Origin of the sequence: Streptomyces sp. NPDC001351 (genome assembly GCF_042896045.1) — a bacterium.
Classification (GTDB): Bacteria; Actinomycetota; Actinomycetes; order Streptomycetales; family Streptomycetaceae; genus Streptomyces.
Genome location: NZ_JBIAWS010000026.1, coordinates 40,721 through 62,988, shown reverse-complemented (window position 1 = coordinate 62,988; position 22,268 = coordinate 40,721). Strand labels below are relative to the sequence as shown.

20 protein-coding genes and 2 pseudogenes are annotated in these 22,268 nt (G+C 69.9%); 12 read left to right on the top strand and 10 right to left on the bottom strand.

All coding sequences use genetic code 11. The annotated features are described in order from the left end of the window. Nucleotides 1-6 precede the first annotated feature (6 nt). The 8 genes from ACFY1U_RS49260 (at nt 7) to ACFY1U_RS49225 (ending at nt 7,936) form a co-directional block, all read left to right on the top strand. A complete protein-coding gene (locus ACFY1U_RS49260) occupies nt 7-891 on the top strand; it encodes an IclR family transcriptional regulator (protein ID WP_390700636.1) in 885 nt (294 codons plus the stop codon). 177 nt (nt 892-1,068) lie between these two features. After that, a complete protein-coding gene (locus ACFY1U_RS49255; RefSeq protein WP_390700635.1) occupies nt 1,069-2,175 on the top strand; it encodes an NAD(P)-dependent alcohol dehydrogenase in 1,107 nt (368 codons plus the stop codon). Nucleotides 2,176-2,232: 57 nt separating this feature from the next. Next, the gene (locus ACFY1U_RS49250; RefSeq protein ID WP_390700634.1) at nt 2,233-3,693 is read left to right on the top strand and encodes an aldehyde dehydrogenase family protein; all 1,461 of its coding nucleotides are present in this window, start codon (nt 2,233-2,235) and stop codon (nt 3,691-3,693) included. Between the two features lie 113 nt (nt 3,694-3,806). After that, nucleotides 3,807-4,007 carry a hypothetical protein gene (locus ACFY1U_RS49245; protein WP_390700633.1) on the top strand — a complete coding sequence of 67 codons (201 nt, stop codon included), beginning with the start codon at nt 3,807-3,809 and terminating at the stop codon, nt 4,005-4,007. A 166-nt stretch (nt 4,008-4,173) separates the two neighbouring features. Beyond that, nucleotides 4,174-4,839 (top strand): glyoxalase, encoded by a 666-nt coding sequence (locus tag ACFY1U_RS49240; protein ID WP_390700632.1) that lies wholly within the window; start codon nt 4,174-4,176, stop codon nt 4,837-4,839. 58 nt (nt 4,840-4,897) lie between these two features. Then, nucleotides 4,898-5,383 (top strand): iron chaperone, encoded by a 486-nt coding sequence (locus ACFY1U_RS49235; protein WP_390700631.1) that lies wholly within the window; start codon nt 4,898-4,900, stop codon nt 5,381-5,383. 593 nt (nt 5,384-5,976) lie between these two features. Next, entirely contained in the window at nt 5,977-6,186 is a 210-nt protein-coding gene (locus ACFY1U_RS49230; protein ID WP_390700630.1) for a hypothetical protein, read from the top strand. A 31-nt stretch (nt 6,187-6,217) separates the two neighbouring features. Further along, nucleotides 6,218-7,936, top strand: coding sequence for a hypothetical protein (locus ACFY1U_RS49225; RefSeq protein ID WP_390700629.1), 1,719 nt, complete (start codon nt 6,218-6,220; stop codon nt 7,934-7,936). Between the two features lie 115 nt (nt 7,937-8,051). Here the strand turns inward: ACFY1U_RS49225 and ACFY1U_RS49220 are convergent, their stop codons facing one another. Continuing rightward, on the bottom strand, nt 8,052-8,264 hold the full coding sequence (locus ACFY1U_RS49220) for a hypothetical protein (RefSeq protein WP_390700628.1): 213 nt from the start codon (nt 8,262-8,264) through the stop codon (nt 8,052-8,054). Nucleotides 8,265-8,442: 178 nt separating this feature from the next. Between ACFY1U_RS49220 and ACFY1U_RS49215 the strand changes: the two are divergent. Continuing rightward, nucleotides 8,443-8,802: pseudogene (locus ACFY1U_RS49215) on the top strand (transposase); the annotation flags it as partial. A gap of 173 nt (nt 8,803-8,975) precedes the next feature. Here the strand turns inward: ACFY1U_RS49215 and ACFY1U_RS49210 are convergent. From ACFY1U_RS49210 to ACFY1U_RS49195, 4 genes are all read right to left on the bottom strand, one after another. Next, nucleotides 8,976-9,350 carry an alpha/beta fold hydrolase gene (locus ACFY1U_RS49210; protein WP_390700627.1) on the bottom strand — a complete coding sequence of 125 codons (375 nt, stop codon included), beginning with the start codon at nt 9,348-9,350 and terminating at the stop codon, nt 8,976-8,978. Between the two features lie 29 nt (nt 9,351-9,379). After that, entirely contained in the window at nt 9,380-10,975 is a 1,596-nt protein-coding gene (locus ACFY1U_RS49205; protein ID WP_390700626.1) for an MFS transporter, read from the bottom strand. A gap of 95 nt (nt 10,976-11,070) precedes the next feature. Then, nucleotides 11,071-11,880 carry an alpha/beta fold hydrolase gene (locus ACFY1U_RS49200; protein WP_390700625.1) on the bottom strand — a complete coding sequence of 270 codons (810 nt, stop codon included), beginning with the start codon at nt 11,878-11,880 and terminating at the stop codon, nt 11,071-11,073. A gap of 63 nt (nt 11,881-11,943) precedes the next feature. Beyond that, nucleotides 11,944-12,438 carry a cupin domain-containing protein gene (locus tag ACFY1U_RS49195; RefSeq protein ID WP_390700624.1) on the bottom strand — a complete coding sequence of 165 codons (495 nt, stop codon included), beginning with the start codon at nt 12,436-12,438 and terminating at the stop codon, nt 11,944-11,946. A 161-nt stretch (nt 12,439-12,599) separates the two neighbouring features. Between ACFY1U_RS49195 and ACFY1U_RS49190 the strand changes: the two genes are divergently transcribed. Next, complete coding sequence (locus tag ACFY1U_RS49190; protein WP_390700623.1) at nt 12,600-13,205, top strand: TetR/AcrR family transcriptional regulator; 606 nt, start codon at nt 12,600-12,602, stop codon at nt 13,203-13,205. 167 nt (nt 13,206-13,372) lie between these two features. Here the strand turns inward: ACFY1U_RS49190 and ACFY1U_RS49185 are convergent. Both ACFY1U_RS49185 and ACFY1U_RS49180 read right to left on the bottom strand, forming a co-directional pair. Further along, nucleotides 13,373-13,611 (bottom strand): annotated as a pseudogene (locus ACFY1U_RS49185) (transposase); the annotation flags it as partial. A gap of 84 nt (nt 13,612-13,695) precedes the next feature. Beyond that, the gene (locus ACFY1U_RS49180; RefSeq protein ID WP_390700622.1) at nt 13,696-14,763 is read right to left on the bottom strand and encodes a Glu/Leu/Phe/Val dehydrogenase dimerization domain-containing protein; all 1,068 of its coding nucleotides are present in this window, start codon (nt 14,761-14,763) and stop codon (nt 13,696-13,698) included. Between the two features lie 260 nt (nt 14,764-15,023). On the opposite strand from ACFY1U_RS49180, the gene ACFY1U_RS49175 reads away from it, so the two are divergent. Beyond that, nucleotides 15,024-16,205 (top strand): PucR family transcriptional regulator, encoded by a 1,182-nt coding sequence (locus tag ACFY1U_RS49175; RefSeq protein WP_390700621.1) that lies wholly within the window; start codon nt 15,024-15,026, stop codon nt 16,203-16,205. Between the two features lie 66 nt (nt 16,206-16,271). Here the strand turns inward: ACFY1U_RS49175 and ACFY1U_RS49170 are convergent, their stop codons facing one another. The 3 genes from ACFY1U_RS49170 to ACFY1U_RS49160 are packed head-to-tail and all read right to left on the bottom strand — an operon-like array spanning nt 16,272 to nt 20,574. After that, complete coding sequence (locus tag ACFY1U_RS49170) at nt 16,272-16,916, bottom strand: hypothetical protein (protein ID WP_390700620.1); 645 nt, start codon at nt 16,914-16,916, stop codon at nt 16,272-16,274. After that, a complete protein-coding gene (locus ACFY1U_RS49165; RefSeq protein WP_390700619.1) occupies nt 16,913-18,964 on the bottom strand; it encodes a WD40 repeat domain-containing protein in 2,052 nt (683 codons plus the stop codon). Before ACFY1U_RS49165 ends, ACFY1U_RS49170 begins: the two co-directional genes overlap by 4 nt. Nucleotides 18,965-19,011: 47 nt before the next feature. Continuing rightward, nucleotides 19,012-20,574 (bottom strand): hypothetical protein, encoded by a 1,563-nt coding sequence (locus ACFY1U_RS49160; RefSeq protein ID WP_390700618.1) that lies wholly within the window; start codon nt 20,572-20,574, stop codon nt 19,012-19,014. A 382-nt stretch (nt 20,575-20,956) separates the two neighbouring features. On the opposite strand from ACFY1U_RS49160, the gene ACFY1U_RS49155 reads away from it, so the two are divergent. Further along, on the top strand, nt 20,957-22,162 hold the full coding sequence (locus tag ACFY1U_RS49155; protein WP_390700617.1) for a hypothetical protein: 1,206 nt from the start codon (nt 20,957-20,959) through the stop codon (nt 22,160-22,162). The last annotated feature ends 106 nt before the right edge of the window (nt 22,163-22,268 follow it).

Here is a 22,268-nt window from a genome sequence, read left to right as displayed (position 1 = left end):
TGCGGCATGACCTCACGGACACCGCCGTCGGCATCCGACGAGCCCCTGACCCCCCTGGCAGCCGACGATGCCGAGGCCCCGGCATCACCCCCGAAGGCCGCCGCCGCGGGGTTCTCCCAGTCCCTGGAGCGCGGGCTGCTGATCCTTTCGTCGTTCAGCGAGACACGGCCCGTGCTGGGCATTTCCGACCTGGGGCGCGCGGTCGGTCTCAACCGCAGCACCACCTACCGCTACGTGGCGACCCTCGCCAAACTCGGCTACCTCCAGCAGGATCCGGACTCCCGGAAGTACTCCCTCGGGCCCCGGGTCGTCGACCTCGGGTTCGCGGCGATCAACTCCATGGAGATCACCCGTGTCGCCGGGCCGTTCCTCCAGGCCCTGTCGGACGAGACCGGCTACACCGTCAGCATGGCCGTGCTCGACGGCCCGGACATCGTGTACGTCGACCGGCGGCGCAGCGGTCGCGCGGGCACCTTCGCCATGGGCCTCCACCTGCATGTCGGCTCCCGCCTTCCGGCCTACTGCACCTCGATGGGCAAGGTGCTGCTCGCATACCAGGAGCCGGCCGTACTGCGTGACCTGGTCGATCGCACGGACCTCGCCCGACGGGGGCCGAAGACGATCACCGCGCGGGAGCAGCTCATGGTGGCGCTGGCACGGGTCCGGCGCACCGGGTTCGCACTCAACGACGAGGAACTCGCTCCGGGGCTGCGGTCGTTGGCCGCACCGGTACGGGACCGGTCCGGCGCCGTGGTGGCCGCGGTCAATGTCGCGGTGCACCTCACGGTGTGGAACGCCTCGGTGGAATCCGTCATGTCGCGCCTCGAAGCCCCCTTGCGGCGCGCCACGACCGAGATCTCCACCCGGCTCGGCCATCGGCCACAGGCTTGATCCGAAGATGTTCTGGCAGTCTGTTTGAATAAATGCAACATGCGTCCCTGCATAGGGAACAGTACGGTCTCATTTCATTGACAGCGGCTCCAGACGGGCGCAGACTCACGCCGCCACATTCTGTGGACGTTATTCCACCAGGCGAACAGAGTGGTTCCCTGTGTCCGGGAGGCCGTCATGCGTATACAAGCCGCCGTCTTCGACAAACAGGACGGCCCGTTCCAGCTCCAGGACGTCGAGTTGGACGAGCCGGGCACGGGCGAGGTCCTCGTGCGGATCGCGGCCACCGGGATCTGCCACACCGACGGCCTGGCGCGCCACGGCGATCTCCACTTCCCCGCCCCCGGGGTGCTCGGCCACGAAGGCGCCGGTGTCGTGATCGCGGTGGGTCCCGACGTCACGTCGGTGCGGGAAGGCGACCACGTCGTGATCGGCTGGCCCTGGTGCGGCGAGTGCCGCAACTGCCTGGCCGGTGAGCCCCGTTACTGCGCCCGGCTCAGCGAACTCCTCGTCGGCGGAGTCCGGCCGGGGACCGGGGCCTCGGCCCTGAGCCGCCCGGACGGGGGCACCCTCCACGGACACTTCTTCGGCCAGTCCTCGTTCGCCACGCACTCCCTGACGCGGGCCAACAGCCTGGTGAAGGTCCCGCAAGACGTCCCGCTCGACCTGCTCGGCCCCCTGGCCTGCGGGCTGTCCACCGGAGCGGGCGCCGTGCTGAACACGCTGCGCCCGCAGACCGGCTCCAGTCTCGTGATCTACGGCACCGGCTCGGTGGGACTGGCCGCCGTCATGGCGGCCCGCAACAGCGGCGCGACCACGATCATCGCGGTCGACCGGCACGCCGCCCGGCTGGAGTTGGCGAAGGAACTCGGCGCCACACACACCGTGAACGCCGCCGACGCGGACCCCGTCACCGCCGTGCACGACATCTGCGGCGGGCCCGCCGACAACGCCCTGGAGTGCACCGGCATCATCTCCGTCGTACGCCAGGCCGCCGACTCGGTCGGCATGCTCGGCACCTGCGCGCTCATCGGCGGCGCCCCGGCGGGAGCCGAGTTCACCCTCGACCACCTCACCACCCTGTGGGGCAAGCGCATCGTCGGCGTCCTCGGCGGCGGCGGTCGCAGCACCGAACTCATCGGCGCGCTCATCGAGTTGTACCGCCAGGGCCGCTTCCCCATGGAACGCCTCGTCTCCTGGTTCGCCTTCGACCAGATCGAGCAGGCGCTTGAGGCGTCGTACGCCGGCGACGTCATCAAGCCGATCGTCCGCATGCCCGCCTGAGCCGCCCGCACATTCTGTGGCCCCGCCACGACCGCCCCGTACCGAAAGAAGCCCTTCATGTCTCTCACCCGCGAACTTTTCATCGGCGGCAAGGACGTGCCCGCCCTCTCCGGCCGCACCGCCGAGGACATCAACCCCTACACCGGCGAGGTCTACGCGACCGTCGCAGCGGCCGGCCCGGACGACGTGACCCGGGCCGTGGACGCCGCCGACGCGGCTTGCACCGAGTGGGCAGCGGTCGCGCCCTTCACCCGTCGCGCGATTTTCCTCAAGGCGGCGGATCTGCTGGACGCACGTGCCGAACAGGTGGCCGAGATCATGGCCCACGAGGCCGGCGGTACCCGTCCCTGGGCGTTCTTCAACGTGGCGCTGGCGGCGAACATCCTGCGGGAGGCGGCCGCCGCGATCACCGCTCCGCGCGGTGAGGTGCTCAGCGCACAGGAGGAAGGCGCGCTGGGCCTGGCCGTGCGGGAGCCGCTGGGCGTGGTCGCGGCGTTCGCACCGTGGAACGCTCCGGTCATCCTCGGTGTCCGGGCCGTGGCGGCGCCGCTCGCCGCCGGCAACACGGTCGTCGTCAAGCCCAGCGAGGACGCGCCGATCGCCTGCGGACTGCTCGTCGCGGACGTGCTGCGCGAGGCGGGACTGCCCGACGGCGTACTCAACGTGATCACCAACGCCCGCGAGGACGCGGCGGAGATCGCCGAGGTACTGATCGCCGATCCCCGGGTGCGTGCCGTGAACTTCACCGGCTCCACCGGCATCGGCCGGATCATCGGCACCCACGCGGCGAAGCACCTCAAGCCGGCCGTGCTCGAACTGGGCGGCAAGAACGCGGTGATCGTCCTGGACGACGCGGACATGGACTACGCCGTCGACGCCGTCACCTTCAGCGTGTTCATGAACTCCGGGCAGATCTGCATGTCCGGCGATCGCATCCTCGTGCACGAGTCGCTGGCCGAGGAGTTCACCCGGAAGTTCACCGCCAAGGTCGCCTCCCTCCAGGCCGGGGACCCCGCCCACCCGCACACTGTGGTGGGCCCGCTCGTCACCGCCTCCGCCGCACAGCGCGTCGCCGCCTTGGTGCAGGACGCGGTCGCCAAGGGCGCCACCGTGCTGACGGGCGGCGGACAGCCGGCGGGCGCGGTGCACGCGGCGACCGTGCTCACCGGCGTGCCCAAAGACGCGGACCTCTACTACGCGGAGGCATTCGGGCCGGTCTGCGTCGTCGAGACGTTCGGCGACGACGACACCGCCGTGGCCCTCGCCAACGACACCGACCATGGTCTGACCTGCGGCATCATCACCGAGAACGCCACTCACGGGCTCAGCGTCGCCCGCCGGATCCGTACCGGCATCGTGCACATCAACGACCAGTCCGTGGCCGACGAACCCAACGTCCCCTTCGGCGGCGTGAAGGCCTCCGGATACGGCCGGTTCGGCGGACGGTGGGGCATCGAGGCGTTCTCCAACACCCGCTGGGTGACCATCGCCACCCAGCAGGCCCACTACCCCTTCTGATCGCCCCCCGGGCACAAGACACGAGGCCTGCACCCTCCCCAGAAAGGTGCAGGCGTCGTAGTGGTCCATGCGGGTCAGGCCTGAGGGTTGCCGTTGACGCTCTCCGCGACCGGTTGGAGGGCGTCTTCGGATATGTCGGAGGCCAGGCGGTCGACGCAGAACCCGAAGCACAAGCCACCCAGGCCAGCGGCATCACCGCAGAGCAGTGGGTGGACGGAGTTCTCAAGCGGGTGCGGGAGCTCGCGGAGACGGACTGGTGCCGATACGACGAGCTGGCCGCCCCCATCGGCTACCGGGAAGCAGCCGCCTCGTAGGGGTAGGTGGGCCGGAGTTCTTCGACTGACCCGGGGTTCGTTCTCGTCATCGGATCGGTCGACCGCGCGATGATCCGCTCGGAGGGGATGCCCGCGTGCGTGGCCGGCAAGTGGCGAGACCGGTCAGGAATCGAGAAGCCCCGGCCACCGCCCAGCCCCTAGCGTGATGGACATGGCAACCACCACTTCCACCGCAGCCCCCACGATCCTCGCGTCCGTCACCCTTGAGGTGGCCGAACCCGAGGCCGCCCGCAGCTTCTACGGCGCCTTCGGCGTGGACACGTACATAGGCCTGCGGGCGTCCGAGGCGCGCTCGACCGGCTTTCGCGGCTTCACCCTGGCGCTCACGGTGTCCGGGCCGGCCACTGTCGACGGCTTCGTCGCCGCCGCTGTGGACGCCGGTGCCGCGGTGCTGAAGCCCGCCACGAAGTCGCTGTGGGGTTACGGCGGCGTCGTCCAGGCCCCGGACGGGACGATCTGGAAGATCGCGACCTCGGCGAAGAAGGACACCAAACCCGCCACTCGCGAGATCGACGAGGTCGTCCTGCTGCTCGGTGTCGAGGACGTGAAGGCCACCAAGCAGTTCTACGTAGACCGGGGCCTGACCGTGGCCAAGAGCTTCGGCGGCAAGTACGCCGAGTTCGCCCCCGGTCAGTCCAGCCCCATCAAGCTGGCCCTGTACAAGCGCCACGCGCTGGCCAAGGACCTCGGCGTCTCCGCCGACGGCACCGGCTCGCACCGCATCGTCCTGGGCACCACCGCCGGCGCTTTCACCGACCCGGACGGCTTCGCCTGGGAGGCCGCCGCGCCGCCCGCTCCCACACCCTCCTGACTTCCGATCCAGTACTTCCGCACCGCCGTGTCTCACCTTGCACGAGAGGAAACCTGCTGTGCCATCCACGAAGTCGCCCGCCAAGAACTCCGGCGCGAGCGCAGAGAGGTACGCCGGATTCACCGCCGAGGAGCGGGCCGCGATGAAGGAGCACGCACGCGAGCAGAAGAAGACGGCGGCGCGGCGTGGTTCGTCGCGGGCGGAGAAGGAGGCGGCAGCGGAGCAGGACGTGCTCGCGAAGACTGCCGAGATGCCGGAAGCGGACCGGGTTCTCGCCGAGCGCATCCACGAGATCGTCAGGACCGCCGCTCCCGACCTCGCGCCCAAGCTCTGGTACGGGATGCCCGCGTATGCCAGGGGCGGCAAGGTCGTCTGCCACTTCCAGAGCGCGGAGAAATTCACGTCACGGTACGCCACGCTTGGCTTCAGCGACCAGGCGGCACTCGACGAGGGCGCGATGTGGCCGACCGCCTACGCCCTGAAAGAGCTGACCGCGGCCGACGAACAGTTCATCAGCGCCCTCGTGAGGAAGGCAGTGGGCTGAGGTCGACCGGGGGCCAGCGTGGAAGCGGCTGGATCGCGCGCCCCAAAACGCGCTCTCCTACATGGTCCCGCCAACCATTCGTGTACCGAGAGCGGGACCGAAGGTGCCGGGACGTCGGTGCGCAGATGGGCACGCACGCCGAAGATCCGGCGAGACCCATGTACGTCGTCGAGGTGACAGGGGGCAGCCCGATCCGGGTGCCGAGCGGCCGGCTCGTCGTCGCCTCGCCCTGGCCGGATGACTGCGACCCGGAGTTGCCCACCCGTGCCGGCCGGAGTCTGAAGGAGCGCATCCCCCTGGCGTTCACCGGGTGCAGGCCTCCTGAACGGAAGCGCCGTACGAGTACAACGGCGAGCAGTTTGACTGTCGTGAGGATGCCGCGGTCCGCCTGCTTGCCAGTGATGACCCGGTGGCCTGTTGGGAGGCGGCCCTCGACGTCGGCGAGAGCATCGAGCGAATCGTCCCCGGTGAGCGACCGATCTTCGACTCGGAGGAAACGGAAGGAAGCTCTACGGTCGTGGCGTGGCGGGACACCAGAGATGAGATGGCCGGCTGGGTGTTCAGCTGAGGCGCTCGGCGATGTGCTGCGGGTCATGGCACCGGAGCTGACCGGATATCCGGTGACGGCCCCCGTATCAGGGGGCGGCGATCCGCTGTGGCACAAGCCCGAGGGTCGTGCCCTTCCGATTCCGGACACCAGCAACACGGCCGTATGCCGGTTGGTCATGGGGTTCGCGTCGGAAAACTCGTACACCGATCCCGATAAGATGGCGCGTTTCTACTACAAGAGCTCCCTCATCTGATCACGGCTCACCCGCCCGAGGAACTCCCTGCATGAGCAAGACCGCCGACGCCACCGTCTCTGTCCCCGATACTGCGTCCCACCGTGTGGGGGTGCCGTCACCGGCTGCCCCTGCACCATTGCACCGAGCGATCACGCTGCTGGCTCTCATCAGCCTGTTCATCGGTACTCGTGACGACTGGAATGCCGCGATCACGACGCGGCCGGCGGTCGGTGGTGTCATCACCGTCGGCTACGCCGGGATCCTGATTCTCGCGATCCTCGCCCTCGCCGTGCGCAGCCGGCGTGCCCTCGTGCAAGTCGACGCGGGAGCGCTGCTGCTGGGCTTCATGCTGGCACTGTGCTCGTACGCCGTCAGCAGTGCAATGAACGACGAGACGGTGCTGATGACCCAGGCAACGCACGAACTGGTACACGGGCATGCGGTGTACGGGCACGAGTGGCCGTGGGTGTTTCAGCAGCACCAGGTCGCTGTGACGAAGACGATGTCGGGCGGCGCGGACTACTCGTTCGCCTACCCGCCGCTCGCGCTCTTGCTGATCGCCCCCGTGTACGCGGTGATCGGCGCCAAGGCGGTCACCCTCGTCCCGACTCTCCTGCTGATCGTCGGCGCCGCGGTGCTGTGGTGGCTGCTGCCGACGCCTTGGCGGTCGGCCGCGACGGCGGTCTGTCTGGGCTTTCCCATGCTCAAGGGGTACGCGGCCATGGGCTATCCGGCCATCCCGGCGCTGGTGCTGCTCATCCCGGTGGTGATCGGCTGGCCCGCGACAGGTGCTGGTGGGCGGCTCGGCCGCTGGGACATCGTGCGCGCCGGGCTCCTCGGGGCCGCGTGTGCGACCCAACAACTGCCCTGGTTCCTCACACCGTTCCTGCTGGTCGGTGTGTACGCGCTGCGGCGCGGCGAACTGTCGGCACGGGCCGCGTTCGGCGTGGTCGCGCGTTTCACCGGGATCGCGGCGGTCGTGGCGCTGGCCGCGAACGCGTACTTCATCGCGCAGGGCCCTCGGGCCTGGCTCTCCGGCCTGGTTCTGCCGTTCACCCAGCACGGGGTGCTGCACGGCCAGGGCATCATGGGCCTGTCGTACTACTTCTCCGACGGCAGCAGTCGGCTGGACTTCTACTCGTACGGCAGCATGCTGATGGCCGCCGGGCTGCTCGTGCTGTTCGTGCTCTTCGTGCGGCGGCTGGGTCCGGCCGCGACCGTGCTGCCGTGGTGCGCGTTCTACCTGGCCACGCGGTCGCAGGACGGCTACTACCTGCTGATGACGCCGCTTTGGATAGCAGCCGCCGCGACCGCCCCTGCGTCCGCCGTTGCCTCGGCCTGGCAGCCCCGGTTGCCGTTCGGCCGGCGGCGGGCCGTCAGCACGGCAGTCGCCGCAGCGGTGCTGGCTCCGGCCGTGGTGTGCGTGACCGTTGCCGCCGCGAGCGGCCCGCCGATCCGACTGGTAGTGGGTGATGTACGGGGGGACAGCCGCGGGATCAGCCGGCTCACCGTACAGGCGACGAACACCGGTGGCACCCCGCTGACCCCGAACTTCGCGGCCAGTACCAGCGAGAACGCCTCGGGGTACTGGACCGTCCGCAGCGGCCCCACCGTGCTGCGCCCGCACGAGTCGGCGCGTTACGTTCTGGTGCCGACCGCTGGACGCTACTCCGTCCCGCACCGAGCCCATCTGCGCGTGCGACTGAGAGTGTTCACGGACCGACCTCAGACGCTGAGCAGCGCCGACATCCCTGTACCGAAGGGGTAGGTGCCCTACGTCACCTGCGTTTGGTGGGGGTCTCGGAGGGTTCGGGGCCGGAGGCGCGGACAGCGGTGTGGCCCGGATTGTGGTGGCGGGGAACGACGTCCTGGGGGAAGGTCAGCTACTGGTTCATCCACTTCAGGGTGGCCGGCGTCTCGCGCACCAAGGTCGGGAAGTTGCGGCTGCCGCTCTCCGGCAGGATCGACACCACCCGCATGGGCGCCTCGACCGCCTTGATGAACGCCAGGGTGCGCGGGTAGCCCTTCTCACCATGCTTGCTGCCCGCGACCAGGACCGACACCTGCGGCGCGGGCAGGTGCTTCAGCTGCCACATCAGGCCGTGCCCGTTGATCCGGCCCAGACCTGGTTTACATGTGCGGGTCGCGCATCGTCAGCTGCAGTGCACACGTCCCGCCGGAGGAGATCGGCCGTGATCCCACTCCCGGCGCGGCCATCGTGGACAGTCAGAGTGTCAGGGCCAGTGAACGCGGCGGCCTGCACGGTACGACGGCGGCAAGAAAGTCAGCGGCACCACGCGCCATCTGCTCGTCGATACCCGCGGCACTGTCCTGGTCACCTGGGTGAGCCCGGCGAGCGTCGGTGATCGCGACGGCGCCGTGGTGCTGTTCTCCCGGGCTGCCGATGCCTTCCCGCGCCTTCGGCACATGTGGGAGGACCAGGGATACCGCGGCGCCGACTTCCATACCTGGGCCCGGGAAGCCGCCGGCATCACCGTGGAGGTCATGCAAAGCCGTGACGGAGGATTCCGCTCGACCTGGACGACAGCGGGGACGCTGCCGGCAGTGCCCCTTTTCGCAGTGGTCCCGCGGCGTTGGGTGGTAAAGCGGACGTTCGCCTGGCTGGGACGGTGCGCCGGCTATCGAAGGCCTACGAGTACCTGCGCGTCTGCTCGGAGAACGCCATCTACCTCACCATGGCCATGCTCCTCGTGCGGCGCCTCGCAAGATCAGCCCGCCGACCGGCTTTTCAGACGCCCTCTAGCGACTATCGCCTTGGCCTGGTCCTGGTTTCGCCGCAGAGCGGATTACGTTCGGTCAGCGTCCTCGCGGCGCAGGGTCCGGATGTCCTCCCCGAGTTCGGTGTTCCGCTCGGCGTTGACCATGAGGTGGCGCCAGCCGATCGTGCACCTCGTGTGCGGCACCGGTAACCGGGTATCCACCTCAGCTGTGGCCCACCAGGACCACGTTGTCCAGATCACGTCGCTCGATCTCCCGTACGACGTGGTCGACGGCGTCGGAAAGCTGCAGGTCGGCCCGGGAGTCTTGGCGGCCGGGCCGGGCATGGTCAGCGTCACGACTTCGTGTCCGGCAGCACGCAGCCGCCGGGCCACCGGCTGCCACACCCAGCCGCCCTGCCAGGCGCCGGGGACGAGGACGAGCGTCGAGGAGGTTCGGGACATGATGCGGTTGCCTTCCGCCATGGGAGAGATCAAGTCGGTGGACGCGGCCTGTACAGGCGCGAGCGGGGCTTGGTCGGCGGGAGCGGGAGTCGTTTCGCGGTGTTGCCCGGTCGCGGCAGGCGTGTTCGCTGCCTCGGCGAGCGGTCGGACTCGCGGGCGAACCGCGGGATGTCCGCAGGCATGGTCTTCGAAGTAGCGTTTTGAAGTCGGCTTCGCTCAGCGTGACCGGCGTCATGAGCGCTCGGTCGCCGTGCCGTCTGCGAGGGTCGGCGGGGCGTGGTCACGGTGGTCAGGACCAGGATGGCCAGGCCGCAGGCGGCGATGATCCACCAGGCTGCCGGGCCTGCCCCGGCGGCGATCGCGGCGCCGATCACCGCGATACCGAGCGAGGAGCCGACCTGGCGGCTGGTCGCGGCGACCGCGGCGGCGACCCCGGCCTGGGCGCGCGGCAGGCCCGCGACCGCCGTGTCGGTGATCGGTGCGTTGACGAAGCCGAAGCCGAAGCCGAACAGCGCGTACGTCAGGGAGAGCAGTGTGTAGGAGGGGTGGGTGGAGCGGGTGACAAGCACCGCCAGCACTCCGCTGGCGGCGATGCCCGCCCCCGCGAGCAGCAGGGGGATGCGCGGGCCGCGGCTGCCCACGATCCGTCCGGACAGTGGCGGGCACACCAGGGACAGCACCGCCATCGGCAGCAGGTGCAGGCCGGTGTCCAGGGCGTTCAGCCCCAATACTCGTTGCAGGTAGAGCGTGTTGGCGAACAGGAAGCCGCCGAGTGCGGCGAAGGCGAAGACCGCGGTGGCGGTGGCGCCGCTGAAGGAGGCGCTGCGGAAGAGGCGGGGGTCGATGAGAGGTTCGGTGCGACGGTTCTCGTACGGGACGAAGCCGGCCAGCGCGCCCGCCGCCGTGATCAGGCACACCACGACCGGGGTTGAGGTCCAGCCTTGGTCGGGCGCCTCGATGACGGCGTACGTCAGGGTGCCGAGCAAGGTGATGACCAGGAGCTGGCCCACCGGGTCGGCGCGGCGGGCGCGGGGCGCCCGGGACTCGGGGACGTACAGCGTGGCGAGGAGCAGTGCGGCCAGGCCGATCGGCACGTTCAGCCAGAACACCGACCGCCAGCCTGCCGACTGCACCAGCGCGCCGCCGAGGATCGGCCCGGCCGCCATGCTGATGCCGACGACCCCGCCCCAGATGCCGATCGCTCGCGCCCGCTGACGCGGCTGGGTGAAGGTGTTGGTGAGGATGGCCATGGCGACCGGGGTGAGCATGCAGCCGCCCAGTGCCTGCGCCACCCGGAAGACGATCAGCCACCCGAGTGTCGGCGCCAGGCTGCACAGCGCCGACCCGGTGGTGAACAGGACGAGCCCCAGCCGGAAGATCCGCCGCCGCCCGACGCGGTCGGCGGTGGAGCCGGCGAGCGTCAGCAGTGCGGCCAGCACGATGGTGTAGGCGTCGAGTGTCCACTGCAGGCCGGAGACCGAGGAGTCGAAGTCCCGCTGCACGGCGGGCAGGGCGACGTTGAGGACGGTGGTGTCGAGGCTGACCAGCAGCACGCTCAGGCAGCACACGGCCAGGACGATTGACTGCCGCCGCCGGAGGGCGGGTTCGGCCGGTGTAGGGTGCACGTCAGCCGGTTCGCGTACTTCGGATGCTTGCCCCCGTTCAGGTGCTTCCGACGTTTCGGGTGCTTCCAGGGCCTCGGACACCAGGCGCTCCCGGCTCAGTGGGTGGGTCGGTTGGTGGCGTGGGCGTCAGCGAAGTCCCAGACCACGGGCAGGAGTTGTCCGGGGGTCTCGACCTGGGGCATGTGGCCGGTGCCCGGCAGCAGTTCGAACCGAGCGTCCGGGATGGCCGCCGCGTAGGCGCGTCCGTAGTCGGCGTCGACGATCTGATCGCTCTCGCCCCAGGCGACGAGGGTGGGCACGCTCGCCTTGGCCAGGCGCTCGCGCAGGGTGGGGTCGGCCATGTCGTCGGGGCCTGAGTAGATCTGCAGGGCGGCGCGGTTGCCGGCCATGACCGCGCGCTGCTCGTCGGAGAGCGCGCTCGGGTCGAAGCGGAACTTCGAGGGGTCGTGGAAGGAGAGCCGGGACAACTCGACGGGTGTCAGCGGGAAGGTGTCGGCAACGGGGTGGCCGGGGACGTCGATTCCGACCGCGTTGATGAGGGTGACGCTGGTGATCCGGTCGCTGCCGAGCGCGGCGATCTCGGCGGCGATCCAGCCGCCGATGGAGTTGCCGACGACGGCGACGTCCTCCAGACCGAGTACGTCGAGCAGCCGTATGTAGGCCTTTGCCAGAGTGGTGACGTCGGTCAGCCAGTCGGGGCGGGCGGTGCCGCCGAAGCCGGGGTGAACGGGGGCGAAGATCCTCGCCGGCCGCTGCTCGGCCAGGAGCTGGGCGAAGGGGGCGACGGTCTGGGGTCCGCCACCGCCGTGCAGGAGCAGGAAGGGGTGTCCCTGCTCGCCGTGGAGGTCGACGGTGATGTCGAGGTCGCCCTGATCGAGGGTGACGGGGTAGGTGGTGCTGATCACGGTGGTTCTCCTTGAGTGGGCTGGGCTGGGCTGAGGGGGAAGGAAGGGAAGGTCGGGCCGTCGTTACGCGAAGTCGGTGGCGGGGACCGTGGCGTACCGGCTCATCACCTCGATCGTCGACTCCGGGGTCATCTCCTGGCCGCCGGCGATCATGTCCCGCAGGTCGCGGAAGTACTGCACGTACAGGTCGGGCGTGAAGGTGTTGAGCATCACCGCCGGTTCGTCGCCGAGGTTGGCGAAGGTGTGCGGGGCGCCGGGCGGGATCATCGCAAGGCTGCCGGCCGGGGCGGCGTGGGTCGTGTCGCCGACGGTGAAGTGCACGGTGCCGGAGACGACGTAGAAGCCCTCGTCGTGCTGGGCGTGGCGGTGCTGCGGTGGGCCCTGGGTATGGGGGGCGACGGTGATCTCGCCGATGCCGATGCGGTGGCCGGTGGTGCTGCCGTCCTCGAGGATGCGCATCTGCGTCGCGCCGAGGCGGATCGTCTCGCCGCCGTCGGGGCCGACCAGGGAGACGTCGTTCACACCGGTCTCCTCACTCGTGCCGTTCATGTCACTCATGGCCGTCTCCGTCCTCTTTCATCTTTATGAGAGCTCGCTCTCACGAACTCTCGGGGTTGAGATTAGGGGGTCAACCCTCATCATGCAAGTCCACTCTCATAACGAGGGTCGACAGTGGTAAGATGCGTCCGGAATGCACAAGCAGGAGTGAGGGCGTACCAATGGCGACGACGCAGGCCGGCACCGGCCGCGCCAACCAGAAGAAGCGCACCCGTGCGGCGATCGTGGAGGCCGCCCGTGAGCTCATCGGCACGGGAGGCGAGGTGACCATGCCCGAGGTCGCCCGCGCGGCCCTCGTCTCCGAGGCCACCGCATACCGATACTTCCCCGACCTGCCCTCACTGATCAGCGAGGCCCTGGCCGGTGCCTGGCCGCCCCCCGCAGAGGCGCTCGCCCCGGTCGCGGACTCCACCGACCCCGTCGAACGCGTCGCCTTCGCCTGCGAGTTCCTGCTTCGCGGCATACTCGCCCGCCAGGGATCGGTGCGCGCGATGATCTCGGCCACCATCACCCGGCCCGCGTCGGTGTCCGCGCGCCCCGGAATCCGCTTCGGCCTGATCGACCACGCGCTCGCCCCCCTCGAGGGCACGCTGGGGGCGACAGATCCGGAGGCGTTCGCCCAGCTCAAGCGAGACCTCGCCGTGGTCGTCAGCGCGGAGGCGCTCTTCACACTCACCGACCTGTGCGGGCTCGACCCGCAGGCCGCGGTCGCGAGCGCCGTACGAACCGCGACCACCCTCACCGAGGCCGCGCGCGCGATCCCGTAGCGGCCGGAGGTTGCCGCTGCTTCCGGCGGCGTCCGGCGCGGCGAGGCGGCGCGGCGATGGGTCAGCCGGGGGGTACACCCGACAAGTTCCGCCTCGCGAGCGAGGATGACGAGGTGGGTACGGTTCCCGGTGTCCGTTTAGCTTGATCTTTGACCCGTGCGGCGGGGTCATGGGGTTGTTGACTTCTTGGCTCGCTGTTTCTCGGTGCCTGGTTTGGGAACTGTGTGCACGTCGTAGCGCCGGGTGGGCCGGGTGTTCTTGCGGCCAGGTGGCCGTCCTGGGCCGGGGTGGGAGGTTTTGGTGCTCTGGCGGGGCAGGCGGCCTGCGGGCGTAGGTGCAGAAATTCGCGGCGGACGCGGGCCGGGGTCAGCCTGTTGGTCGGGCTCGGCTTCTCCCATGGAGCGCGCGACCTCCGGCAGCACGCCTGCGATGACATACCCCTCGGTGCCGACGGTGAAAGTGGCCAGGGCCAGCACGTATACCCGGGGGTTCATGCCGTTTTCGGCGCGGTGGGAACCGGTGCGGCAAGGCGCCGGCGCGCGAGGTCGTCGGCGGCCTGCGCGGTCGTGATCTTCGTGTGCGCGGCCGTTTCGAACAGGCCGGTCAGTGTGTCGGCGATCGACTCGATGCGCTTGACCGCCTCCTCCGGTTCGTCGCCCAGGACTTCGCGCGAGACCGCGTTGACGACACCGCCGGCGTTGGCGATGTAGTCGGGGGCCCAGAGGATCTCGCGCTCCCGCAACAGCTCCGCCACGCCAGGATCGGCCAGTTGGTTGTTGGCCGCGCCCGCCACCGCGCCGCAGCGCAGCCGCGCCACCAGATCCCGGGTCAGCAGGCCGCCGAGCGCGGCGGGGACGAGCACGTCCACCTCGGCGGTGGCCGCTGCGTCGGGTTCGGCGAACACCACGCCCAGTTCTGCGCCGAGGGAGCGCTTCGCCGGGTCGACGTCGCTCAGGATCAGCTCGGCTCCCGCGGCCGCCAACTGCCGGGCTATCTGCTCCCCGACGTGTCCGAGACCGATCACCGCGAATCTCCTGCCCTCCAAGTCCGGCGAGCCGAACAGTGCCAGGCAGGTCGAGCGCAGCGCGGCGACGACGCCCAGGGCCGTGAACGGCGAGGGGTCACCACTTCCGCCGGCGGCCTGCGGCCGGCAGAACACGTGCTCGGTGCGTTCGCCGATGACCGCCATGTCGGCCGGTCCGGTCCCCGCGTCGGGACCGGTCACGTACGCGCCGCCGAACTCCACCACGATGTCGCCGACATCGTGCAGCGCCGCGCGGCGCTCGTCCGCGGTGAGGCTCCGCCCGGTGGGAAGGACCACGACCGTCTTGCCGCCGCCGTTCGGCAGTCCGGCGGCAGCACACTTACGGGTCATGCCCTCCGACAGGCGCAGCGCGTCGCGCAGGCCGTCCTCCCAGCTGTCGTACGCCCACATCCGGCAGCCGCCGACCGCACGGCCGAGAGCAGTGGAGTGCACTGCGACGACGATCGGCAGCCGGCTCCGCCGCCCGCGTCGCACGACGACCGATTCATGACTGAACTCCATCGGAGTCTCCACGCGTCCTCCCGTGCACCCGGATCTTCAGGACCTCTCGCCGGGGGCCAGGCCAGGCCCCTGCGGCGTCCGCTGTCCAGCCTGCTGACGGGCAGTCCGCGGGACCAGAACCGAATCCGAGAACTTCCCCGCACCGTTTTTGCGAAGTCCACAAAAGTGCAGCGTGCACGTTCTTGATCTCCTATCGTCGAAGCGTGGTCGCAGCGCCGCTGCCATGCAATCGCGAAAGAGAGCACTACGAAATCCACATATCGGGAGGGGCCATGGTGGAGCCCGTGGCCGAAGGGGCCGGGGCGCAGGGCGACACCGCCGCGGCGTGGCAGCCCGTCGTCGAACTCTGCGCATCACTCGCCGCAGAACTGCCCACGGTGATCCCGAGGATCGTCGACCGCATACGGCTCGAGATCCCGAGCTACAGAATCGTGGACCGCGAGCAGCAGGAACGCGACGTCACCCGCCACTACCAGGGACTGCTGACCGGCGTGGCCGCACGCCGCTCGCCCACCCGCGAAGAGGTCGCGGCCGCACATGCGCTCGGAGCCGAACGCGCCGCCTCCGGCCTGCCGCTGCACGCCCTCATCGAGGCCTACCACGTCGGCTACCGCGAGATGTGGAACGTGCTGCTCGCGCGTGCTCAGTCGCACGGCACCCGGGCCGGCGCGCAACTCCTTTCGATCGTCGGGATGGTCTGGACGTGGGTACAGGCTTCCAGCAGCGCGGCCGCCGAGGCGTACGGCGTTGCCGTCCGCGCTGCCGATGCCACGCTCCTGAGGTTGACCCACCAGTTCCTCGACGGACTTGCCACCGCCGCGCCCGCCGGCGTCGACCTCGAGCAACTGGCTGCCGCCCTCACCTTCGACCCGGCCGGCGGGTTCCAGGCGCTGTGCTCACCGGCCGAGGCCTGGACCGACGAGCGCATGATGGATCTGCGGCACCGCCGGTGGCCGGGCACGCTGCGCTGCGCGACCCGCGGCAACCTCATGATCGCCCTGGTCCAGGACATCTCGCCGCAGGCCGTGGTCGAATCGGCCCAGCGGCAGAACCCTGACGCGAGCTTCGGCATCGGCCTGCCGCGGACCGGGCTCCCCGGCGCGGCGATGAGCATGGCGGACGCGAGAGCGGCGCTGCCCCTGACGGATCCGGGACAGGTGAAATCCTTCGCAGACCACTGGCTGCTCGCCACCTTGGCACCCACGGCGCAACGCTTCGCGGTGCTGCTCGAGCCGAGCCGAGAGGCCGCGCAACAACACCCCGGCGTGGCAGAGACCATGCTCAGGTTCGCCGAGAACGGCTTCTCGCTCACCGCAACAGCTCGCGTCCTGCACCTGCATCCGAACACTGTGAAGTACCGCCTTCAGCGCTGGCAGCAACTCACCCACTGGGACGTACGCACCTGGCACGGACTGTCGTCCACCATGATCGCGCTCGGCCTGCCGACACTCTGAAACACCCATCCGGCCAGGGCCGCAACTCGGTGACATTGCTCTTGCCGGAAAACTCGTCCGCGCAGGTCACGCGACATGTTCGTACGCGTGGAGGATTCCGCCGAGGCGATCGCGTCGTCGTATGTCGAGGTGGGCGATGGCGTCCGGGTCGGTGATCGGTTTGGGGAGCGGTTGCAGCGGGCGGGTGTTGGTGATGCCCTGATGCGGCCTGTGGGAGTTGTAGAAGTCCTCGAACTCGCGCGGGGTGTGCAGGAGGTGGCGCTGGTGACGCGCGAGCAGGTCGCGGTGCCACCGCAGCACCGTATCGGGGCGCACCAGCAGCCGCACCTGGCGCAGCACTGCGGGTGCCGAGAAATCATCCGCCCAGGTCGCGGCCTTGACCGCCGATCTCTGGCCGTGCCCCAGCCCACCCAGTCTCTTCACGTGCACAGGCGCGTACACCATCATGATTCTTTCGTGCTGCTGCGCTTGACCTATCTCGCCGCCACCAACACCCTCGCACGCCTGCGCCTTCTGCCGATGAGCGACCGCGACAAGGACAGCGGGATCCTGGCGCTGCGCCGCCAGTTGCTGGTCCTGCAGCGTCAGGTCGGCAACCCCACGTTCACCGCCGCCGACCGCGCCGTCCTCGCGCATGTCGGGCGGGTTCTCGGCATCCGTCCCGAGGCTCCGCGCGACGGGGTGAGACGGGTTTCGGCTGAACGCGTTCATTGTCTGGTGAGCGGGAGGCTGAGAACCCCGCGGTCGTGCCCGACGATCAGGTCCGGACCCGCGGTGGCCAGACAGGTGAGCACCACATCCAGGGCGATGTGCTCCACCGCGCCGGTCTCCGGTTCCCATACCCGCAGCCGGTGACCGTGACGGGTGCCGGTGACCAGGACCGTGCGGCCGCCGTGCAGGGTGGAGGCGGTGATGACCGGCAGGCCCCCGGTGCCTGTCGAGGCGGGCAGACCGTCGCCGACCGGGACACCGGTGGCAAGGTCCCACAGCATGACCACGCCCTGGTTGTCTCCGGTGGCCAACATGGTTCGGTCGGGTGTGGGCACAGCCGCCACGGCTGCCACCCGGTGGTCGGCATCAGCGAGGGCACGGGCGCTCAACTGCACGGCCGCGCCGCGTTCCCAGGGGTCCTCGACGGCCGGGTCCCACACATGAAGGCGGCCCCCGGTATCCGCGGCCGCGATCAGTGTGTGGCCGGCGGAGATCGGGACGGCGGCGATCGACTGGATCGGACTGCCATAGGGGTTGAGGCGCCCGACGCACTCACCGGTGTCCGGATCCCACAGCCGGACCGCGCCTCGGGGGGTGGCGGTGACGAGCAGGGGGCGGCCGTCGGGGACGATCGCGGTACACATTCCGGTCACCCCGCCAGGCCAGTGCCCGGCCGGTTCACGGACCGGCTGCCCGGTGACGGGGTTCCACAGGGCGATCGTCCCGGTGTCGCCTCCGCTCGCCAGAAGGACGCGGCCGTCGGGCAGGGGCAGGGCCGTCATCGAGCGGATTCGGTCACGATGTCCTGGCAGCGGGGCATGGACGAGCCGGGCGTCGGCCGCGTCCCACAGGCACACCACGCCCCTGTCCCCGGCGCCGGCCACGAGCGCTGGCCGACCCGGGCGGGACACCACCGCCAGCGCGTCGACACCCCCGGATGAGCCGGGCGTCGAATCAGAGAACACCGGTACATCGGAGAACACCGACATACGGCCCCAGAGGGTGCCGTCGGCCGCGAGCACCGCGTTGCCGTCCTGCCGGAACCGAGTCGCCGCTTCACCTGTTCGTCCGGGCGCCGTCGACTCCCCCATGGCGCCCGACTCGTCGGAGTCCGCCCACGCCTCCGTCAGACGGAGCCGGGGGCTCGCACCGTCCGGGTTCTCCGCCAGGCCGTCGGCGATCGTCCAGGTCTGCTCGCAGTCCCAGCAGCGGAAGTCTCCGGTGAGCGCCCTCAGTTGGCGGGCCAACTCCCTTGCGTCCTGTTGCGTAGTGCCCGCGGCCGCGACCATGCCGACAACCAGACACAGGACGGCCTGTCCCGGTGTTTCGGGGGGTACCCCTGCCACCGCGACGTCGCGTGCCACCCGCAGGAAGGGCTCCCACTCCTCCCCCACCGCCTCCTCCCGCAATGCGGCAGCGACCTCGCCCCAGGGATGTCCTCCCTGCCTGACATGGGCGGGATCAGGGCGCGCCGGAGCCTCGGCGGGCGCACGTGCCGGGTCCGCGAAGAAGTCGGGGATCTCGGTATCGCTCCCGCACTCGGGACATATCAGCAGGAGGTCACCTTCCCGGGGATCGGGGAACCGCCACAGCGCTTGGCCCATGTGGTGGCCGGCGAAGGCCACGCAGGCGAGCACGAGGTGGGCGCAGACCCGCGGGGCGGTATCGGCGGCAAGGAGGCTTCGGGTGGCCGCCCGCTCGGCCAGACGCAGTGCGGCGGCGAACCCCGTCTCGAGATCGGCCGGGACGGGGGGCCTGTCCTCCGCGGTCACGATGCATCCCAAGTCCACCCAGAAGTCCGCGGTCTGTCCCGGAGGCAGGGCCGCTGCCGCCTCGACGAGATGCGGCAGAGCCGCATAGGCCCCGTCGAAGACGGTCCCGTCGTCCATCAGGCCGCCGGCCAGGTACGTCCAAGTCTGCCTCCATCCATCGCTGCTCCCGGTGGCAGCCGCGGAGGACAACTGCTCCAGGAGTGCTTTCACCTCTTCGACCTTCACACCGTCGAGGTCAAGCCAACGAGGGCTGTGCAAGGGCAGCTTGGGAATCATGGAACGAGTGTCGCAGGCAGCACTGACAATCAGGAGGCTGCCCCGGATCAGCTCATCATCCGATCGGCGACCACTGCCACGGAACGGGGCAGGATCCGCTCCAGGACCGGCAGAACAGGCTGCCAGTCGCCCGCAACCATCACGGCCTGCGCGGCGAGCCTGCGGGCGTGGGACGGCTCGGACAACTCCACGAGTGCGGCCAGGGCGCGGGCTCGTGTCGCGCGGTGGGCGATCGAGCGGGTGAGAGCCTCGGCCCGGGGGTGATCGCCGTGCCGGGCCGTCTCCCGGACGACCGCGACCAGTGCCTCGCCCTGCGCCCAGCGGTCGTTGATCGAGTGGACGAGAGCCTCGGCCCAGCCCGGATCGCCGCGCCGGGCCAGCTCCCGGACCACTTCGATCAGCGCCCTGTCCTGTGCCCTGCGGTCGTTGATCGTGTAGGCGAGAGCTTCGGCACCGCGCGTGTCACCGGACCGGGCCAGTTCCCCGACGACGTCCGCCTGCCGCGCCACGGACAGATCGGGGTCGAGACGGCCGGCGAGGGCCATGGCCCGCTCGACCTGCCCATGCCTGGCCAGCAGGAGTGTCACGGATCTCAGCAGAATGTCGTGATCACGGCCGCCGCCGGTCTCGAGCAGTGTCTCTGCGCGGTCGGCCAGGGCCAGGACCACGTCCTGGTCGGCGCTGTGAACGACCGCGTCCAGCACACAGGCCATGTCCCAGGCGTCGAGCGGGGATCCGGGAGGGAACGGGCGAACGGCGGCCTCGTCCGGGTCTCCTTCCGGGACCACCATGTCCTGTTCGGCGGCTTCGCCGAGCGCCCACCCGCATAGGGTGCCCCCGGCGCCGACGGCCGGTCCGGGCGGGGTGCGCAGGAGAGCATCGAGCCGGTCAAGGTCTCCCGCCAGCGCCTCGCGGGCCAACACCACCGCCAGGGGCCGTGGCTCGAACCACCTTGTCGAGTCGCGGGAGCGGGTGATGTCCTCCACGCGGTCGGCAAGTGCGGCGGCCCGTTCATGGTCGCCGCTGGCGATGGCCACCTCCACGAGGAGGGCGAGGACCTGTTCCGTCCCGCCGACGGCGTAAGAACTCACCACGTCGTCGGCGCGAGCGGCGAACCTGAGCGCCTCATCGATGTCGCCGCTGTCCGCCACCGCCTTCGCCAACAGGGCCCAGGCCCACCCCCAGTTGTGCGGGTAGCGGATCCTCTCCGCCAGAGCGACGGCCCGGTCACGCTCACCGGCACGGGCCCACGCCGGCACGAGGGCGACCAGTGCCCGGTCCCGCACCTGCCGTAGGGGAATCGACTCGGCCAGCGCCTGAGCGCCGCCCAGGTCTCCCGCGCCCGCCGCGGCCTGCACCAGCTCCAGTAGTTCCGTACCCTGCTCGAGCTCGTCACTGATCGTGTACACCAGCTCAGCCGCGCGGACGAGGTGGCCGGTGCGGGCAAGCGCCCTCGGGAACCACCCACCGGTGAGACCCGTGCTCGAGTGCCTGCCCACCGACAGCCGCAGAAGGGTCAGCAGGCAGGGCTCGAACCCCCCTTGCGCTATGTCCCTTCCCACGTCGTTCTCGGGTGCCAGGCCGCGACGCAGCTCCCGTTCCCGCGTCATGAAAAGCTCTGGCCCCCACTGGGCCAACCCCTCTGACATGCCTGGTACCCCCCTTGGCGAAGCCCCTCAACTGCGCACCTGCGCAGGCGGCCCAACAGTAACGGGGCCCGACCTGACGGAGTCTCACCAGTGGCCTGGCCGAGACGCTGGTCCCGTTGGTGCGCAGAAGGGCGACAGCGCGCCCGCGCAGCTGAATCGCCGCAGAGATCCACGCACCCACTGAGCCCGCTATTTCAACAGGGCAGCGGTGAACACCTCGTGGCTCTCAGCTCGGACATCAGCTTCGACGATGCCTCGGCTGCGTGAATTCCCCGATGCGGTGATCCCCAAGAGCATCTACAGTCGTCTCGGTCACATTTCTGGGGGGCGTATGAAATATCGAATGCTGACCGCGGGTGTGGTGAACCTCCTTATGGGAGACGGGGAGCCAACTCCCAAGGGCATCGAGACCACCGCCCTGGAAATGGTCCGCACGGGCCGACTGCAGGGTGAAGAGAAAGCCGACGGTACGGTGACCGTACGGATCGTCCCGCAGACCGCCGACTCGGCACCGCTGCGGCCCGTCGAGGAACTGGTGGTCGAACGGATCCGCCGGCGCTGCCGCGGCGGCGTCGACCGCGTGCCGATCGGCGCCCTCGGGCCGGGCGACGGCGACGAGTTCTGGGTATGGTGGCGCGGCTTTCAGAACAGTGTCCGCAACGAGGCGACCGCTCTTGGCCTCATACGGCAGGCCCGGAACAAGTACGTGACGCTGCTGTATCGGGGTGCGGCCCTCGCGGCCTGGTTCGGCCCCCTGTGGGCCGGCATTTCGTTCAGTCCCGAGTCGGTGCGGGTCATTCTCAAAGCGGTCCTCTTGCTCAGCCTGTTGGGGCTGGTCCCGCTGTCAGACGTCCCGCTCCAATCCGGGCCCAGGTTGACGGCCGCCGGACGGCAGGCCGCGCGCGAGTGGCGGACCCACGACCGCGCTGGAGAGCATCGGCTGCCCAAACGCCAAGTGGGAGCAGCTGGTCCCGAATCGGCGCTTCCCGTACGCGAACCGCGGCGGATCTGGTCCTCGTACGGCAGATCATGGCACGTCGTGGACGCCGGGCCGCTGGATCCCCCGCGCTGGGGACACCTGCGGCAGCTCGTGCTGCTGGCCATGACCGTGTGCGCCGCCTTTGGCACCCTGGTCGCGGTGACCCTGACCGCGCACCGCCCGGCGTTGGCCTGGGAATGGGACACCGCTCCGTTGCTCGCCGGCGTACTGCTGTGGGGCCTGTGGCTGCCGGCTCGCCGTCGGGTCCTGGCGGTTCCCGACGAGTCGAGCTTTCGCGGTGCCGTCGTCTCGCGCTGGGACTACGACACTCACCACGACGACCCGTACACGGATGTCACGCACTACTGCTGCTCCATCGAGGACCCGGCGACGCGGAAAGCCTGGTCCTTCGAGGTCGACCAGTGGAGCCGACCGATGTTCTCACGCGAAGCGAACCCGGAGCTCAAGGACCGGTTCCGGGTAGGGGACGTCGTCGATGTCCACTGCAGCCCGCGTCGGCGCAAGATCCATCAGATCAGTGTGGTCGAGGCCGTGTCGCGGACCGACTGACGATCAGATCCGCTCTCCGGCACGCACGCAGCCGCTAGAGGTGGGGGTCCCAAGGCACCTGCGGCCTGAGCGGGTCCGTGATCAGACGGGGGGCCTTGTCTTCCTC